The organism is Clostridium sp. FS41, from assembly GCF_000954015.1.
Taxonomy (GTDB): domain Bacteria; phylum Bacillota; class Clostridia; order Lachnospirales; family Lachnospiraceae; genus Enterocloster; species Enterocloster citroniae.
This window is the reverse complement of the sequence record NZ_JYHN01000081.1, coordinates 58691-75545: the sequence shown is the minus strand read 5'-3', so window position 1 is coordinate 75545 and position 16855 is coordinate 58691. Positions and strand designations below refer to the sequence as shown.

Below are 16855 nucleotides of genomic sequence, written 5' to 3'. Positions count from 1 at the left end.
TGTATGAATCACCAACGTGAAAATGTCAAAAAAATGAGACTGTTAAGGCAACAGTCCCATTCTATATACTCATACAGATTCATTCCCCAGGCGGCGCGGATCTGGTATTAAGCCACCACAATAACAGCACCAGCAGCACAATCCTGCCCAGGTCAAATATAACGCTTTGCAAGCTACCCTGTCCGTAAAATACCATCCGAACGGCGGCGTACACCATATAAAGGATCAGAACAATTTTTAAAAGTTTCCATCTGGATTCTCTTTTTATCATACTATCTATAACCTCACCTAAAATAATCGGAACATTTTTGTCAGCAAAATAATGATCGGCAATGCCAGCACCGTCTTCTCTAAGAATATACAGCAGAGATCCTTTAGTTTGACCGGCACTTTTGAGGAGATCAGGATGGAACCGATCTCGGTGATATATATGATCTGGACCAACGACAATGCGCCCAATACAAATCTTGTTTTTAAGCTCCCCACCCCTGCCAGCAGAATGGAGGGCAGGAACATGTCGATAAAACCGATAATGGTTGCAGGCGCCACAGAAAAGGCATCCTCAATCCCAAGTAACTGCAGATAGTATCCAAAGGGAATGGACAGCCATTCAAATACCGGTGTATACGCCTCCACCATGCAGGCAATGGTTCCGAAGGCCATTACAATGGGCGCTGTCTGGAACACGATCCCCATAAATGTATCCAGTCCGCTGACCAGGATCTGTTTCAGCCCGGGTCCCTTTGCCGCCTTCTCAACAGCCAGCTTCAATGCCCACTGGTGCATGGTGTATCCTTCCAGTTCTTCCTCCTTCACCTGCTTGCCCACGTCCGGGCAGAACTCCTCCGGATACAGGCAAAGGGGCGGGATCCGGATCATAACGGCCGCGCTCAACACTCCGGTAATTGTGACAATGAGATAAAAGGGAACAAACAGATGATCCACTCCGATCATGGCAGCGATCACCAGGCTGAATGGCAGGGATACGGCGGAAAAGCAGCACGCGATCACAATAGCCTCTCTGGCCGTGTAGTATCCACGCTCGTACTGCTTAATGGTGAGGACCGCCCCCACCGTATTGCTCCCCAGCCATGAGGCCAGCAGATCCACCGCCGCCCTTCCCGGCAGGCGGAATACCGGCCTGGTCACCCTGCGTAGCATTGTCCCCACATAGTCCATGATCCCGAAATCCGTCAGCAGCGGAATCAGAAATGCCGCTGCCATAAACCACACGGTAATGGTCTTGAGCAGATTCAACATGGTCCCGCCCGTATCCGGAGAGATCACAACATGAAAGCCAGCTCCAAAGTAAACCATGACCGCAAACACAGCTCCCAGAACACGGCATACATAATAGAACGTATTGCAGGAAAAAAGGCTGTTCCAGCGTTCACTTTCCACGATCCAGGCCGGCTTTAGGAGCCGTCTGACAGTGGAGCATACTGCCGACAGGACAATGGCTGCTACCACCACAGTGGTGATCACAGGGGCTAACAGCTTTTGCATGAGATCCGTAATGATGCCAATGAGTATGGTCATATTCCCCTGCCACTGGATGGGAAGCAGAAAGATCACTGTTCCCAATACAGACGGAATAAGAAATCTGCATAACTCCTGTAAAGTATACGTTCTGTTGCCTTGGCTCTCCATATCGTTTCTCCTATGTGATGATTCTATGTTCCGCCCCGCTGAGAGGTCTGATTTTTAAAACCAGTATAATCTGTTGATACTGTTTTTTCTATTGTGTATATCTACAAAATTACAGTTTTGTTTTTATATGAATCACCAATTCATTTTCCGGCCTTTTCTATTTAAGTTTAAATTATCATCTTTGCATGTTCAGGGAACAATGATATAATCTCAGATAAGGCGGTGGATATGATGGGAGATAATTCATTAAAGTATACGTTTCACAATGATTTCAAGGAGGTTTCCATAAGGGATCTTCTCAATACAAAGCAAATGTATTCCTGTGATACGGTCATAACACAACAGGGACTTCAGCGTGTCATAAAAAGCGCAACCGTTATGGATGTGGAGGATATTGACGACTGGCTCCATGAAGGGGATATCCTGATCATAAGCCGTTTTATGCGCACCTGCCTCACTGAAAAGTTCATCAATACCCTGCACCAGAAGCAGATTTCCGGTGTCATCACACATAAGCTGTATGAAGAATATATTACCACGGAACAGAAAAACTTATTGATGAATTATCATATTCCCCTTATATTTATAGAGGACAATGTTCCGTGGCGCGATATGATCGTCCTGATCCAGAATCTGGTCATCAACAATCAGACTCAGTACCTTGTTGAGAACCAGAATTTCCAGAATTCCATCATCAATTATCTGTCCAAAAACTATACCCTCAACAGCCTGTGTGAGATCGTACACAACCTGACACAGATCACCATCGCCATTGCAGACTACAACCTGCGGCTTCAGGACAGCTCAAACGATAATAACTGGAACACGGAACTGTATAACCTGAGGGTCAGCGCCCTGCACCACCGCATTCCCATTGGCGAGAACTTTAACGGCGTCACAATGAACGGCTACAGATACCAGGACACTGCCATTAACGGGGAGTATCAGTATTTTATCATTCCCTCCCATATTTCAAAATTTACCTCCGCATTTTTTATCATTGTAAAATACCGGTCCTTTGCGGAAACACTGCCCCCGGAGTTGATCTGCCGGCTAGAGACCATTGAGTCCATCTATTCTCTGAAAAACAGTATTACCGCTGAATTCGAGAAATCAAATTATTATTTTAAAAGTGTTGTTTTTGAAAGTCTCCTGGATATGTCCCACGAAGACCGCGCCCGCAAAAAGCAGATCGGCCTGAGCCTGAACACGGAGCTCAGCGGCAGCTATTACCTGCTTTTGATCAACAGCCGCAAGGACTTAAATATCTTTAACAATGTGGGACTGCTGACCGGATTTATCAATCATTTAAAACATATCAAGTTATACAATAATAAATTCCTGGTCTTTTTATATAAGGAACAATGGGTCATCCTGATCGATGATAAGGTCCCCTCCATCAAGGCCATGGGCGCACAGTTATACGATGCCCTTTCCACCTATTTTAATTCCTCCCATTTCATCATGGGGATCAGTGACCTGCACCATTACTGGGATCTGAGAAGGGCCTTTAATGAAGCTGCTTTTACCATCAATTACGCAAAAAACAAACAGGACAATGTGTGTCTTTTGGTATACGGGGAATTGGGGATCATCAAATTGTTCACCGACAGCAACGGCAATATCAATGACGCCTACCTCAATGAACTGTATCAATCCTATTTAAAACCCATTGTGGATTACGACAAAAAGCATTCCTCGGACCTGTATCTTACCCTGGAATACTTTTTCTCCAATGAGCTTTCTTATAAAATAACAAGCGAAAAATTATTCATCCATGTCAACACCCTCCATGCCAGGATCGCAAAAATAGAGAACCTGATCCATGTCAGCTTCTCTAATCTTGACAGTATTATTGGGCTTCGCCTTACAATCCTGTTGAATCAGTTTGATTATTTTTCCCATTATAGATAGGAGACATTATAATGACGAGTATGTACGAAGAAGGATTAAAATTACTTGATGAGAAGTTTGGTAACGGAAAAGATAATCTTATTTCCCTTGCAACGATCGCCCGGGAATCGGGTACTAACGGAAAGCCTCGCCCGGCTGTCCGGTGTGTGGATGCCTATTATGAAGACTGCACATTTTATATTGTTACATATGGAAAATCAAATAAAATGTTGCAAATAGAACAAAATGCCGAGGTTGCGGTTGCGCTCTCCTCGGAGATGTTTACTGCTATGGGAGTAGGGGAAAGCCTTGGTTGGGTACTTGACCCCCAAAATGCAGAAATAAGAACAAAACTTCGTACAGCTTTTGCTAACTGGTACGATATGGCGAACAATGAAAAGGATGAAAATTGCTGTATTTTAGCAATTCATCTCACAAGGGGAACCTTAAATATTAACCATTGGGAAAAACTATATCACTTGGATTTTGTAAATAAGACAGATAGGGAAGATGGAGGGATTATCTAAAAAGCCTTTCAAGTTTGGTCATGCTGGCAATAAAAAGACACATATCATTCCGCACAGATATCCCTGGAATGGTATGTGTTTTTGTTACTAAGCATTTATGTGTACTCTCGGAATCTCCCGGTACTCAGATTTGTGAGATGATTTTTTGTCAGTTGTGCACCAATTTATGAAGGGTACACGGCGTGTACGTTGATTAAATTTGTGTGCGACTGGCGGAAAATCAGCCGCAAACATGGGTGCCGAGGAGACTCCGAGAGTACACTTATTAATCATTACGTCCCAAGCAGCACCGCCGCCGCCTTCCTGTTATCAGAAGGCACCCAGCACAGACAGCCTTGTTCCACAGTGACCGCCTCATCCGTATCCGAATACATATCCTGTACAGTCTCCGGGCACCCTTGGGGCAGGTCTATGCTGATCCGTTCCGGCAGGCTGCCGTCAAATGTGTGAAGGATAACACAGGCCTGCCCTCCGTCCCTTCCCACGCGCACCACTGCCTGCCATCCCTTTGGATGGCGGATGCTGCCTACGGCAGGTCCGAAGCGGTACGACTGGCCATGCTTGATGATGGGCACCAGCTTTTTGTAAAACTTCATTCCGCGGTCAATGACTTCCCACTGGCTTTCCGTCAGCCTTGTCACATCTCCGGACAGGCATAATCTCCCTAAAAATGTACTTACAATGGAGTACGCGATCCGTTTCCCGGAATCCTGTTCCCGGATCACGGCCCAGATCTGGCTCTGTCTTGGCAGGATCGCCCGGTGGAGGTTGGCTGCGATAATGGGGATCTCCTCACATTCATGGGCATCGGAAAAGGATGCCATGCTGGTACTTGCCATGAAGCGCGGTTCCAGCCTGTGTCCGCCGGACGCACAGTTTTCCAGAACAATGCCGGGGATCTCCCTTTTGATCTTATCCAGAAACTCATAGGTTTTTTCCACATTTTTCCGCAGGCCTTCCCCGATGGACTCTGAGCCGTCACAGCCCATTCCTATGGTGTCATTGTAGTCGATCTTCATATACTCAAACCCATATCTTTTAAGCATTCCGATCACCCGTTCGCTCAGGTACTCCTCCACCCACGGATCGTTCATGTCCCAGAACCTGCGCCTGGTGGTGGTCAGCACTTTGCCGTCCAGGTGAAGGAGGTGTTCTTCCATCTGGTAGGCCATGGACGCCTTTCCCACATTTTCAATCTCAAACCAGATTCCCGGCTTCAGCCCTGCCTCCTTGATCGCCTTCACGGTCTGTTCCAGCCCTCCCGGAAACAGTGTCTTTGAAATATTGTAATCCCCCATGCTGATATCCCAGGGAATACCGTCCTCCTTGTACCACCCGCAATCGATCACAAAATAGGTAAAGCCCTTTTCCCTGACTGTTTGTAATATCTCCACAATGTTCTCATGGGACGGACATCCCCATGTGGTGCAGTATTCGTTAAATACCATGGGAAGTTCCTGTTCAATTCCGGGCCCATTGTCCGCCGCCTTCTGTCCTGCCTCCGTCAGCCGTCCGGTGAGGATGTCGATGGAGTCCGTGTTACATACGGTGACAATTGATTCCGGCGTTGTAAAATGTCCGCCCGGGCCAACCTGTTTCATCCAATGCCCAAACTCCCGATCCGCAAGTCCGCCGCTGACTGCAATATTCTCATCAATGCGGTAAACCTCCATCTGCCAGGATGCGCCATGCGCCAGCTGAACGCCCCAGAACACATGGTTTTTCCTGTCCTCCATGGCCAGGAACGGAAAATAGTGGTTGACCGGAAGGGATCCCACCTGACCAAACCGCTCACACCGGACCGACTCCATGTTCCATGACGTATCCAGCTGCAGTTCCTCCATGGATTGGGTGAGGAGGGTTCCCTCCTGGCTCCACCGGCTCATCAGGCGGTGTACCTGAATCTGATCGTGGCAATCTCCCTCCAGATACGGCGAGATACCGGTCAGGGAAAAACTGGAGATCATCTCCAGCAAAATGGTTTCCCGGCTTTCATTGGTCAGCTCATTCCACATCCTGACCCAGGGCATGCCCTGTTCCCAGTGCAGAAAATGCCTGATCCCGCAGCCCCGGTCATCCCTCAGATGCGTAATGACTGTCAGGGAATCCTTTTCCTCCACCGTTTCCTGGCTTTTATAATGAAGCTGGTCCACGCTCCCGCCATTGCGCAGCGTATTGCCCGGCGCATATGCTCCGTTGTAGACGTCTCCGGCCAGCTTAAGCTGCACCATACCGTCCAGCTTTGCCTTCTTCTTTCTGTAGGCCGGGACCGGCATATGGGTTGGATACAGCTCCAGGCCCGCGTGCTGCTCTTCATCCAGCAGATAACGCGCCGTCATGTCTCCCAGTGTGTATTCTTTTAATATTGTATCCATTCTGATATCCTCCTGATGGAAAATGCTCCTGACGCGGCACACTCATCCCTTAACGGCGCCCACGGTCATTCCTTTGATAAAATACTTTTGCAGACACATGAACAGGACCGCAATGGGCAGCACCGACAGTACGATCGCGGCCATGGCCGTTGTATAATCGCTGGTCTGGGCGGAAAAAAGGGACTGGATCGCCACGGTAAGGGTTTTCAGCTGTTTTTTGCTCACATAAAGACTGGCCAGCAGGTAATCGTTCCAGATCTGAAAGGCCTGCATGATGATCAGCGTTGCCATGGCGGGCTTCAGCAGGGGAAGCACGATTGAAAAATACGTTTTAAACACAGAACACCCGTCAATCCTGGCCGCTTCCTCCAGTTCCACCGGAACCGTGGACATAAAACTGTTCATGAGGAATACGCCAAAGGAAATGCCCGTTGCCATATACATGAAAATAATGCCGAATCTTGTGTTGGTCAAATGCATTTTAAAACCAATGGTATAGATGGGAAGGAACAATGCCTGGTAGGGTATCAGGATTCCTACAATAAAATATATGTAGCAGAATTTAAAGAACCTGTGCTTGCAGCGCGCAATGGCCCACGCCGTTATGCCGCACAGCATGGCAAGCACGAATACGCTGACCGCCGTATAGATAAAGGTGTTGATGTAGGTAGTTCCCATATTCAGCTTATCGATGGCTTTCACATAATTATCCAGCTGAAATGACTGCGGAAGCGACAGTGGGCTGTTGATATACAGCTCCTTCTTTGTCTTAAAAGAGTAATTGACAATGATAAACAGGGGGGCCAGGAAAAGAGCCGCCAGCATGGTCATGAGCACCTGGACCACAGCGGTTGTTTTGGTATAGGGCTGGCGGATCTTTTCTTCCTTTTCCGTTCTGTCCTTTTTCAATCCTTTCATCACGCCTGAACCTCCTTACTTTTAAGTCCCTTCACCTGGATCAGGGCCACCAAAAGCAGGGCCACCACCAGGGTAACTGTCATTGCGGAACCGTATCCATACTGCCTGCCGTTGATGGCCGTGGTATAAGTCTGGTAGATCACGGATGTGGACGCCCGCCCCGGACCTCCCTTGGTGGATGATACCAGCAGGTCATATACCTTCAGGGAGCCGGTGGTAATGCCCACCACACAGATGGTAATGGCGGGTGCCAGCATGGGGATGGTTACGTTAAAAAACCGTTTTACTGCTCCGGCTCCGTCCACCTTGGCGGCCTCATACAGATCGGAGGGCACAGACTGGAGACCGGCCAGATAGATCAACATCCAGTATCCGATCCATTGCCAGTTGTTGGCGATCAAAAGCCCCCAGAGAACGGTTTTTCCACTGCCGAACAGCATAAAATTAAAATTGGTTCCCAGCCAGTCATTCACAGCCGGAAGCACGTTGGAAAACATTTTAAGCCACACAAAGCCCACGATCACGGCACTGATGAGACAGGGAATAAAAAAGGCTGCCCTGTATATTTTCTTGCAGCGGATCCCGCTGTCCAGGGCCACTGCAAACAGCAGGGCTGCAGCATTCTGGATCAGAGTGTTCCCTATGGTGAATTTAATGGTAAACCACCATGCGCTTCGGAAATTATCATCCTGAAACAGGTCCATATAGTTCCTGAATCCTACAAATACCTTTTCCGGTGAGATTCCGTCCCAGCTTGTCACCGAATACCGGAACGACAGAAGCAGCGGGAGGATCAACCCGATCGTAAATATGATAAAGCCGGGAAGAACCAGAAGCAGATACTGCAAAAAGAGTTTTCTGCCCATTATTTCGCTTTTATTTTTAGGCATCCTCATTATCCCCTTTCATGCCAGACAGATCAGTACAGTTCAGCGCGAGTACATAGTAAGGCGCAGTTATTATAACCGCGCCTTTCATTTTATTTGGCTGCAACGCTGGTATGTTATTTGGTTGCGGAACTGGCATCCACCCTTGCATCGGATGCGGCCAGAACATCCTCAAAGGTTTCATCGCCCTGAAGCCATGCGGCGATATCCTTTGCGTTCTCTTCCTGGAATCCTCCCCATACAAGCTGGTTGTTGCCCAGAGTAACGTCCACGATCATATCATCGGCAGCATACTTATCAATATCTTCCTGACTGGGATTCTCAAAGGTCGGTGTCACATCCTTCAGCATGGAGGCAGTCTTGGTATAATCATAGATTTCCACAGCCAGCTCCTTGTCGGAGGTCAGCAGATCCAGAACACAGTTAACAGCGTCCGGATGTTCGGTCTTTGCACTTGTCATCAGGGTAATATTGGGCTCAAATATCAGCTTGGAATCCCCTGTCTGGTTGGGAAACGGGAAGATACCAAACTCAAAGGCATCATCAATATCCAGGAAGTTCTGGATGGACCAGGAACCGGAAACCTTCATAGCCGCTTCCCCCTGCACCATCCTGGCATCACAGTCAGTCTGCTCCATGCTGAATGTGTTGGCAAAGGTATTGTCAAAAATCAGCTTATTATACTCATAAGCGGTCTGAAACTCCTTACTGTCAGCAAAGGATACCTCTCCTGCCCTGAACTTATCTCCCCACTCCGGGTCCTTGTTAAATACATCGTTCATGGCAAACTGCATGGTCACATTGCCGATGGACCAGGTATCTACCATATGGCTTGCAAATGGCGTAATCCCTTTTGCGTTGCAGTCATCTATGATCTTCTGCAGGTCATCCTGTGTTTTGGGGATCTCCCATCCATTTTCCTCAAACATGGCCTTGTTGTAGTAAACTCCCTGATACAGGGCATTGTAAACCATTCCGTATGTCTTTCCATCCACCGTCACATTTTCCCTGGCTGCGTCCAGGCCACGGTCCAGATATGTATCATCAATGGTACCAAGCACTCCCAAAGGAGCGTAGGTCGCCACATCCTGCGCTTTTCCGATCATAATGTCCGGAAGCCCCGACTGGAGGTACTGCTGCATTTTTGGCTGGAAATCATTTCCCCAGTCCACACATTCCCACTCCAGGGTGATGTTGGGATATTTTTCAGCCAGAGCCTCATCGATCATATCCTCGATACCGGCGTCCGTGGTGGACTGCCCCGCCAGCACGGTCAGCGTAACCTTTTCATCAGATCCGGACGGCTGCGCCGCTTCGCTGCTTCCTGCCTCTGCGGCCGGTGCCCCTTCAGTCTTTTCCGGTGCCGCGGTCTGTGTCCCGCCGGAACTCCCCCCGCATCCTGCCAATACACAGGACGCCGTAATTGCTGCCAATACACCCAATACCTGTTTTCTTTTCATGAACGTTCCTCCTTGTTATGAGCACTTAGCGTCCGTCTTTTGGGCGCTTACGTGCGATACATGTCACTGGCACTTAGTGAGGTCTCCCTCGAACTTAGTGCAGTGGCTCGTTATGAGCACTTAGCGTCCGTCTTTTGGGCGCTTGCACATGATGTTTTTGATATACCAAGTATACTTTTTTTCCGACATGAACAAATAGGACTAAATTGAAAAAGGAGTTGCACATTTTTGTGAAATGTACAACTCCGCTTATATTGACCGTATTCATATAGATATCACTCATTCATACTCTCCGCCCGGTTATCATCCGCAAATTCCAGAACCTCCTCCAGGCTTTTCTTTCCCTGCAGCCAAAGCTGCTGCTGGGCTGCGACCGCATTCTGGTAGGACCACACCAGCTGGTTATTGCCAATGGTCACATCCAGCACCTGACCGCTCTGTTCGTAATAATCGATATCATCCTGAATGCAGCTCCTGTATTCAGGCTCAAATCCTTTTACGGTGGGCTGCGTCTGCGTATAGTCAAGGATCTCACTCTGAAGCTGCTGATCGGAAAATATGCCCATGAACAATTCAGTGATCAGTTCATCGTATCCGGTGCGGGCGCTTTTCATAAAAGTCATATTGGTTTCGCGCAAAAGCCTGGCGTCCCCGTGCTCATTGGGATAGGGAAATATCCCAAATTCATCACCACGGTTATATTGGTTGGCAAACTGCAAAGACCAGGAGCCGGTCAGGTACATAGCCGCCTGTCCGCCGGCAAACCGGTTATCACTCTCATACTGGTCAATACTCAGTGCATCCTCCCAGGAATGTTCCAGAATATTCCGGTTGTTCTCCAGACACCGCCTCATAGCCGGACTGTCCGAGAAATTCACCTTTCCCTTCCGGAACTGTTCTCCCCAGTCCGGCTCATCGCAGAACACCTCATTCATCATAAACTGCATGGTGGTATTGCCCAGGTTCCAGCTCTCCTGGAAATGTCCGGCAAAGGGGGTAAGACCGCGGGACGTTAATATCTCCTGTATCTTTAAAAGTTCCTCCCTGGTCTGAGGCACTTCCAGTCCATATGTGTTGAAAATCTTCTTATTGTAAAGTACCCCCTGATACCATGCATTAAAAGGAAGTCCATATACCGTGCCGTCCACCGTAACCAGGTCCAGGGCATCCTGTTTGATCATAGCCGAACAGGACTCTGCAATAGGAGCCAGATTGCCGGTCCCCACATACGCTTTTACATCCTGCGCTTTTCCCACAATGATATCAGGCACATCCCCTGCCGCAAATCTGGAGCGAACCTGCGCATCAAAGCTCTCTCCCCAGTCCACACATTCCCATTCCAGCTTGACATCGGGATAATGTTCCTCCATCCACTCATCGATCATATCCTCCATGCCCGCGTCTGAGGTGGACTGACCTGCCAGCACGGTCAGGATTACCGCATCCGACTCCTTTGCAACGGCCTCCGCCTTTTTTCCGCAGCCTGACAAAAACAAAGATACAATGATGCAGGCTGTTATGATCCGGCTGAATGCCGTTGTCCGGCCGGCCGCACTCATCCTGCCGGCCGTTCCTGTCCTGCCGGCCGCCTGCGGCCGCCGCCCATACACATGCACCGGTGATCCAATGCTGTTCTTCCCTTCCAATCTAATCCCTCCGTATATCGCCGGAATTTGCTATGGTGTGGCCCGATGGTTCCGGACACTGCACCGCGTTCCTGTAATCTCTCGGGCTTCGTCCAAAATATTTTCTGAACACCCTGCTGAAATATGCGTAGTCATCATATCCCACCATAAACGCGATCTCAGTCAGGCTGATCTCGCTTTCACGGATATAGCTGTCGGCCTTTTCCATCCTTTTCCTGGTGATATACAGCATCAGGTTCTCCCCTGTTTCCTGTCGGAATGTTTTGGAAAAATAGGTGCTCTCCATTCCGAACTGTTTTGCCAGGGCGGAGAGACTAAGATCCTCGTTGTAATGCTCATCTATGTACGCGGCGGCTCTGCGCATGATGTCGGACACCGTATGGACTGCTTCCTCATATCCCACAGACATGCAGTACTCGATCACATCGCGCACCCCATCGCATAGAATGCCTGCATCCAGGCGCTCCACCGTCCGGTCCGACATGTGGATCATATGTTCCAAAACAGCAGTCTCCTCCGCGGACAGACTGCTGCCCAGCGTCTCCGGAAATGTATTCAATATACGTTTGACCGTCTGCTTTACCTCCAGATATTCCCACTTATCTTGGGCGCAGCAGTCAAGTCCGGTTCCCTGGAACACCAGGTTCTCAATGGCTGCCCGGTTCTTTTTTCGTATCAGTTCCTTCAGTTCCCTGACCTGGCTGTCGCCGAACCGGCTGCTTATATTACGGTTTCCACCGGAAATCCCGGAGTGCCCCGGCACAAGCAGCACATCCTCCGGCGTGTAGGTACGCGTCATCAGCATGGAGATATCCTGGATATATGCCTCATGGATACTGTCCATGGAATAGGAGTGGCCGCTGAGCATGATGGTGATGGTTGACTGGAACAGGGGCTTTAGCTGGACCATAAGGTATCTGGCCTTGTCGGTCAGTTCCCGGTTGTCCAGCTCCGACACAATGGCAAATTCATTGGGGCGGTATATATGGTTGAACACAAACGGGGCCTCGCTTTTCAGGCACCGCCGTATCTCCTTTTTCACAGAGTAGGACAAAAGGTTCATATCATGCCCATACCGTTTGACCAGATTGCCCATATCGTGGATCTTCACCAGCATCAGGCTCATCCCTGCAAAGTCCATGTCATTGTTGATGGTGATGATCGAGGTGAAGGAGGAGCCCTCCCGCTCAAGAAGCTGGCTGAACTCCCTGTCCTGTAAAAGGGAGGCTGCTTTTAACAGCTGGATCTGCTGCTCCTCCCGGGCCCTGGCATGGGCCTTCCTGGTGCTGATGATCTCCAATGCCCTGGACAGGGCATTCACCAGATCGATCCTGGTGATGGGTTTTACCAGATAATTGATGGACCCGGCCATGAACGTATCCTTTACATACCGGAAATCATCATAACCGCTGACCACAAAAGTAATAATATCCGGGTACTTATCATGTATGATCTCCAGAAGTTCTACCCCATTCATAAAGGGCATGTTGATATCCGTGATCAGAATATCCGGCTCATCTGTTTCAATGCGCCTGAGCACTTCTTCCCCATCCGCTGCCGGTTCCATGCAGCAAAGGGAATATCTGGACCAGTCGATCATGGAACACAGCTTTTCCCTGGTCCAGTATTCATCATCCGCTATCAGGACTTTATAGACTTCTTTTTCCACTGTTCAACCTCCCCCATTGTCAGTCTTGCTACTGTCAGGTACACCCGTGTCCCTGTCCCCGGCGCGCTCTCCACCCGTATTCCATAGGAATCGCCGTACAGCATCTTTACCCTTGCGTTTATATTGATCAGACCGATGGAATTGCCCCGCTCCACCAGATCCAGATCATTTTCCTTCATCTTTTGGTTCAGTTCCTCCGCGTTCTCCAGCCCCACTCCGTTGTCCTCCACGGCAATGATCAGATTATCCTCCTGTACCTTGGCCCGGATCACAACGTGTTTTTCCCCTCTCACATTGCGCAGTCCGTGGTTTAAGGCATTTTCCACCAGCGGCTGTACACAGATCCTTGGGACCGTGTCCTTCAGGACTTCATCATCTATATCAAATTCATAGGCCACATGATCCCTCATCCTCACATCCATCACATAGATATAATTCTTCAGGTGCACGATCTCTTTGGCAACCGTGGAAAATGGATTCTTCATATCCAAACTGTACCTAAAAATATTGGACAGGGACTGGCACAGATGGCTTACCTCATCACAGTGGCGGACCTGGGCAATGCTGCTCATGGTATCCAGGGTATTATACAGAAAATGCGGATTGATCTGGGCCTGGAGTGCGTTATACTCCGCCCGGTTCAAAAGCAGCTTTGTCTCATACTCCCTGACAAGGAGAGCTTCGATCTGATCCAGCATCTCGTTAAAGCTCTGCCCCAGCGCCCCTATCTCATCATGTTTTTTCACCGCTACGCGCAGGTCTGTCTCCCCTTTTTTGATCCGGTCCGTCATTTCCGTCAGTTCCTCCAAGGGACGGGTCAGGCTCTTGGACCAGAGGAAGGTGAACACCAGGGTGATCACCAGCATCACGGCCGCTATGGTGAAAAGGCTGGCCGTCAGAGTGCGCTGATTGGCTGCCAGCAGTGCCTGGGGCATCAGCGCATACGCACTTAAGTTATATTTGTTCTGTTCCACCTGGAAAAAGACTCTCTGGCTGCCGCCTGTGGGAAGGCTGAAATCCTGTTCTCCCTGGCGTAAATGGTCTGATATCCCGTCAAAAAGCTTCCGGTCATTTTCCCCCAGACTGCCCACGGATACGGCCGCCCGGTCCCCCACGGGCTGAAGCCACATAAACATATCGCTGTCCGTAATGAATTTCTCCATCCTGTACCGGAATATCTTGCTGTCCACATCACATGCAATGTAACCGATCATCTGGCTTGTATTGCTGTTATTATACAGCTTCATCACAAGCCGGATAATATCCGTATCACGGTATGGGTTAAAATAGCTGGAAACCAGCATGGTTGTCTCGTCCGAGTGGGCATACTGCCTGACCAGATCCGCATTGTTCTCCTCTGCATGTTCGTAAATATCCAGGGGATAATTATGGCGCGGGGTTACGGCCCTGCGGTATGTGCTGATGATCTCATCCTCCCCGTTATAAAGATACAGGGCAACCACTCCATCGGAGGTGTCAAAGCATTCCATGGCAATGTTATAGGACTCCCTGTAATACTTGTCCCTCAGCAGGGAAATGGATTCCTTTTCCTTTAAATCCCGGATCAGCTGCTGGCGGTTGTAGACCTTTATGATATTATTTTCCATGGATTTGAGGATCGTGAACAGATCATCCTGCATATTCCGCAGCAGACTGAAGCTCTCCTTTTTCGCCTGATTGTAGATCAGAGTGGAGGATTTCCTGTTAAACAGCCAGGTCTGCAAAAGAAGGGCCGTCATGGTGCAGGCCAGACAAAGGATCAATATTTTAAACCGCATTTTCTGCGGCAATTCCATTCTCTTTTTCATATGAATCCCCCAAACGTGTTTGAGGAAAGTATATCAAATTTTGTATTTTATTTCTACCGGAAATCGTATTCACAACATTATCCTCTCACGGTACAGTTTCCACTGATTTTCAAAGAAATAGTCCACCTCCGGAACAGGCCGGACCGGACGCCATTCAATCTCACATTCAGTACCCTGACAGATAACTTCCTGAATCATGCCTGCATGGGATCCGTTATCAAGGGTGCATTTGAACAGATCCGGCAGTCTGCTGTCCGGTTTCCTGCCATTTCCATCTGTATACAGGGCCGACCCCCTGCTTCCTCCGCTGCTTTTACAGTAGTCCAGCATGGACGACAGGTATACCATCTGAGATATGAGCATATCCCGCAGTCTGTAGAACAAAGGCAGCTGGTTCATCCCAGGCCGTTTTACAAGGTGCAGGTATTCTGTCAGTTCTCTCCTTGTATCATAAAGCGCCGCCTGGATCTGTCTCCCTTCCCGTATCATTCCTCCGTATGCGCTCATCCGTTTTGCTGCCTTCAGCCATAAATCCTGAAGGGTTTCCGCTCCGCATGCAAGCTCCGGGATTTTTATGAACCGGTATGCATCTCCTCTTAGAGCATGTTCCGCCTCTCTCTGCTTGTTCCCATCTTTCTCCGGCCATCCTCCCTGACGCAGATCATAAAGCTTCCTTTGACGGATCCACTCCGCTGCCCGCACAGCTCCGGCCTGACCGGCATTCAGTGCAGTCCCTCCCGGCCTTGTGACTCCGTGGCTGCCGCAGACTTCACCCACTGCAAACAGTCCGTGGATATTGGTTTCCCAATGAAAATCCGTTGAAATCCCTCCGTTATTGTGCTGGGCGCAGACAGCTATCTCCAGTCTCTCCTGATATAGATCCACCCCATGATCCCCATAATAACCGATTGCCGGCCTATTCATCTGATTCAGCCTCTCAATGGGTGTCCCTGCCAATGCCCCTGCCTGTTTCAAATACGCATATGCCTCCGGCGCCAGCTGGTCATATCGGATTGGGTGTCCCCCTGTATTCCTTGTAAAATCAAGATATACCCGTCTGCCCTTTAATATGGTCTCCTGATATACCAGCAGATCAATGAGTGAGGATCCGCCAAACATTTTATCCACATCAAAGGGCCATTGATATCCTTTTAGAAAAATAAGGGAAAGCATTTCTTCCGGTGTCTCAAAATGATCCAGAAGAAACTCCTTTTCATCTTTTCCTTCGGCATCTGTGGATATAAATGTGGGAAGTACCTGCATATAAGTCCCGCTGACGTTCCATCGAGGTTTCAGTGACGCCATTCCAAACTGCCACTCCGTCAGGTTCTTGCCTATCGCCCCAGCTTCAAACGCCATACCGCTGGCTCCAAGCTGTGACATGGGGTATACACTGTCGTGGTACATGCCGGCAGGCCCGCCTGTTGCTAAAATCACATCCCTGCACCAGATGATTAGGTAGGAGACTTCCATTTTATTGTTCTTGTCTAAGCATAAAATCCCATATAACCGCTTCTCCCTTACAAGAAGACGGATCACCTGCAGACCGTCCAGGATCCGGATCCCCTGCCTTTTCACGGCGTTTTCCAGACATTCCGTCATAAGCCTGGAAGTATAAGGTCCGGCACTGGTAGCCCTTCTTCCTCTGTCGTGATCTGTCTTATAGCCCATGAACTCCCCATATTCCGTACAGGGAAACGGAACTCCCAGATCAGCCAGGCAAAAAAAGCATCTTGTGGACAACGCGGCCTCACAGAGAGCCAGATCCCCGTCCACACATCCGCCGGCAAACAAGTCCTCTGCCATGGTGCGGACTGAATCCCGATCCGCACCCGCAAGGGACAGTTTATAGTAGGTCTGTTTATCTGAGCCGGTATTCCTTGAAGTCCCAGCTTTTATATTTTCTGTTATAACCGCAAGATCTGTCTCTCCTGCCTGGTGAAGCTTTAATGCGGCTTGAAAGCCTGCTGCTCCGCTTCCTATAACGATATGTTCAATTATAAGTTCCTGTACATTCATATT

General features: G+C 49.1%; 12 protein-coding genes. 2 read left to right on the top strand and 10 right to left on the bottom strand.

Annotated elements, in window-relative coordinates; all coding sequences use genetic code 11:
• Positions 1-79: 79 nt before the first annotated feature.
• Entirely contained in the window at positions 80-271 is a 192-nt protein-coding gene (locus CLFS41_RS25855) for a hypothetical protein (protein ID WP_007859357.1), read from the bottom strand.
• A gap of 17 nt (positions 272-288) precedes the next feature.
• A complete protein-coding gene (locus tag CLFS41_RS25850; RefSeq protein WP_045093962.1) occupies positions 289-1650 on the bottom strand; it encodes a YjiH family protein in 1362 nt (453 codons plus the stop codon).
• 228 nt (positions 1651-1878) lie between these two features.
• On the opposite strand from CLFS41_RS25850, the gene CLFS41_RS25845 reads away from it, so the two are divergent.
• Entirely contained in the window at positions 1879-3564 is a 1686-nt protein-coding gene (locus tag CLFS41_RS25845) for a PucR family transcriptional regulator ligand-binding domain-containing protein (RefSeq protein ID WP_007859359.1), read from the top strand.
• A gap of 11 nt (positions 3565-3575) precedes the next feature.
• Positions 3576-4070: a hypothetical protein gene (locus CLFS41_RS25840; protein WP_045093961.1), complete on the top strand. Its 495-nt coding sequence runs from the start codon at positions 3576-3578 to the stop codon at positions 4068-4070.
• Between the two features lie 272 nt (positions 4071-4342).
• Here CLFS41_RS25840 and CLFS41_RS25835 read toward each other — a convergent pair whose 3' ends face one another.
• The 8 genes from CLFS41_RS25835 to CLFS41_RS25795 all read right to left on the bottom strand — a co-directional run bounded on the left by CLFS41_RS25835 (position 4343) and on the right by CLFS41_RS25795 (position 16852).
• A complete protein-coding gene (locus CLFS41_RS25835; protein WP_045093960.1) occupies positions 4343-6445 on the bottom strand; it encodes a glycoside hydrolase family 36 protein in 2103 nt (700 codons plus the stop codon).
• A gap of 42 nt (positions 6446-6487) precedes the next feature.
• Positions 6488-7363, bottom strand: coding sequence for a carbohydrate ABC transporter permease (locus CLFS41_RS25830; protein WP_045093959.1), 876 nt, complete (start codon positions 7361-7363; stop codon positions 6488-6490).
• The gene (locus tag CLFS41_RS25825) at positions 7363-8253 is read right to left on the bottom strand and encodes a sugar ABC transporter permease (protein ID WP_007859364.1); all 891 of its coding nucleotides are present in this window, start codon (positions 8251-8253) and stop codon (positions 7363-7365) included. The genes CLFS41_RS25830 and CLFS41_RS25825 overlap by 1 nt, the downstream gene beginning before the upstream one ends.
• Before the next feature lie 113 nt (positions 8254-8366).
• A complete protein-coding gene (locus CLFS41_RS25820; protein ID WP_007859366.1) occupies positions 8367-9710 on the bottom strand; it encodes an extracellular solute-binding protein in 1344 nt (447 codons plus the stop codon).
• Between the two features lie 275 nt (positions 9711-9985).
• Complete coding sequence (locus CLFS41_RS25810) at positions 9986-11356, bottom strand: extracellular solute-binding protein (RefSeq protein ID WP_045093957.1); 1371 nt, start codon at positions 11354-11356, stop codon at positions 9986-9988.
• A gap of 1 nt (position 11357) precedes the next feature.
• A complete protein-coding gene (locus tag CLFS41_RS25805; RefSeq protein WP_045093956.1) occupies positions 11358-13025 on the bottom strand; it encodes a helix-turn-helix domain-containing protein in 1668 nt (555 codons plus the stop codon).
• Positions 12998-14833: a sensor histidine kinase gene (locus CLFS41_RS25800; protein ID WP_045093955.1), complete on the bottom strand. Its 1836-nt coding sequence runs from the start codon at positions 14831-14833 to the stop codon at positions 12998-13000. The genes CLFS41_RS25805 and CLFS41_RS25800 overlap by 28 nt, the downstream gene beginning before the upstream one ends.
• Positions 14834-14902: 69 nt before the next feature.
• Entirely contained in the window at positions 14903-16852 is a 1950-nt protein-coding gene (locus tag CLFS41_RS25795; protein ID WP_045093954.1) for an FAD-binding protein, read from the bottom strand.
• Between the last annotated feature and the right edge of the window lie 3 nt (positions 16853-16855).

What these genes read in the sequence shown, in the direction of transcription:
- CLFS41_RS25830 (WP_045093959.1), bottom strand. Translation starts at nt 7,363, where the DNA reads ATGAAAGGATTGAAAAAGGACAGAACGGAAAAGGAAGAAAAGATCCGC.
- CLFS41_RS25820 (WP_007859366.1), bottom strand. Translation starts at nt 9,710, where the DNA reads ATGAAAAGAAAACAGGTATTGGGTGTATTGGCAGCAATTACGGCGTCC.
- CLFS41_RS25835 (WP_045093960.1), bottom strand. Translation starts at nt 6,445, where the DNA reads ATGGATACAATATTAAAAGAATACACACTGGGAGACATGACGGCGCGT.
- CLFS41_RS25845 (WP_007859359.1), top strand. Translation starts at nt 1,879, where the DNA reads ATGATGGGAGATAATTCATTAAAGTATACGTTTCACAATGATTTCAAG.
- CLFS41_RS25795 (WP_045093954.1), bottom strand. Translation starts at nt 16,852, where the DNA reads ATGAATGTACAGGAACTTATAATTGAACATATCGTTATAGGAAGCGGA.
- CLFS41_RS25855 (WP_007859357.1), bottom strand. Translation starts at nt 271, where the DNA reads ATGATAAAAAGAGAATCCAGATGGAAACTTTTAAAAATTGTTCTGATC.
- CLFS41_RS25850 (WP_045093962.1), bottom strand. Translation starts at nt 1,650, where the DNA reads ATGGAGAGCCAAGGCAACAGAACGTATACTTTACAGGAGTTATGCAGA.
- CLFS41_RS25800 (WP_045093955.1), bottom strand. Translation starts at nt 14,833, where the DNA reads ATGAAAAAGAGAATGGAATTGCCGCAGAAAATGCGGTTTAAAATATTG.
- CLFS41_RS25825 (WP_007859364.1), bottom strand. Translation starts at nt 8,253, where the DNA reads ATGCCTAAAAATAAAAGCGAAATAATGGGCAGAAAACTCTTTTTGCAG.
- CLFS41_RS25840 (WP_045093961.1), top strand. Translation starts at nt 3,576, where the DNA reads ATGACGAGTATGTACGAAGAAGGATTAAAATTACTTGATGAGAAGTTT.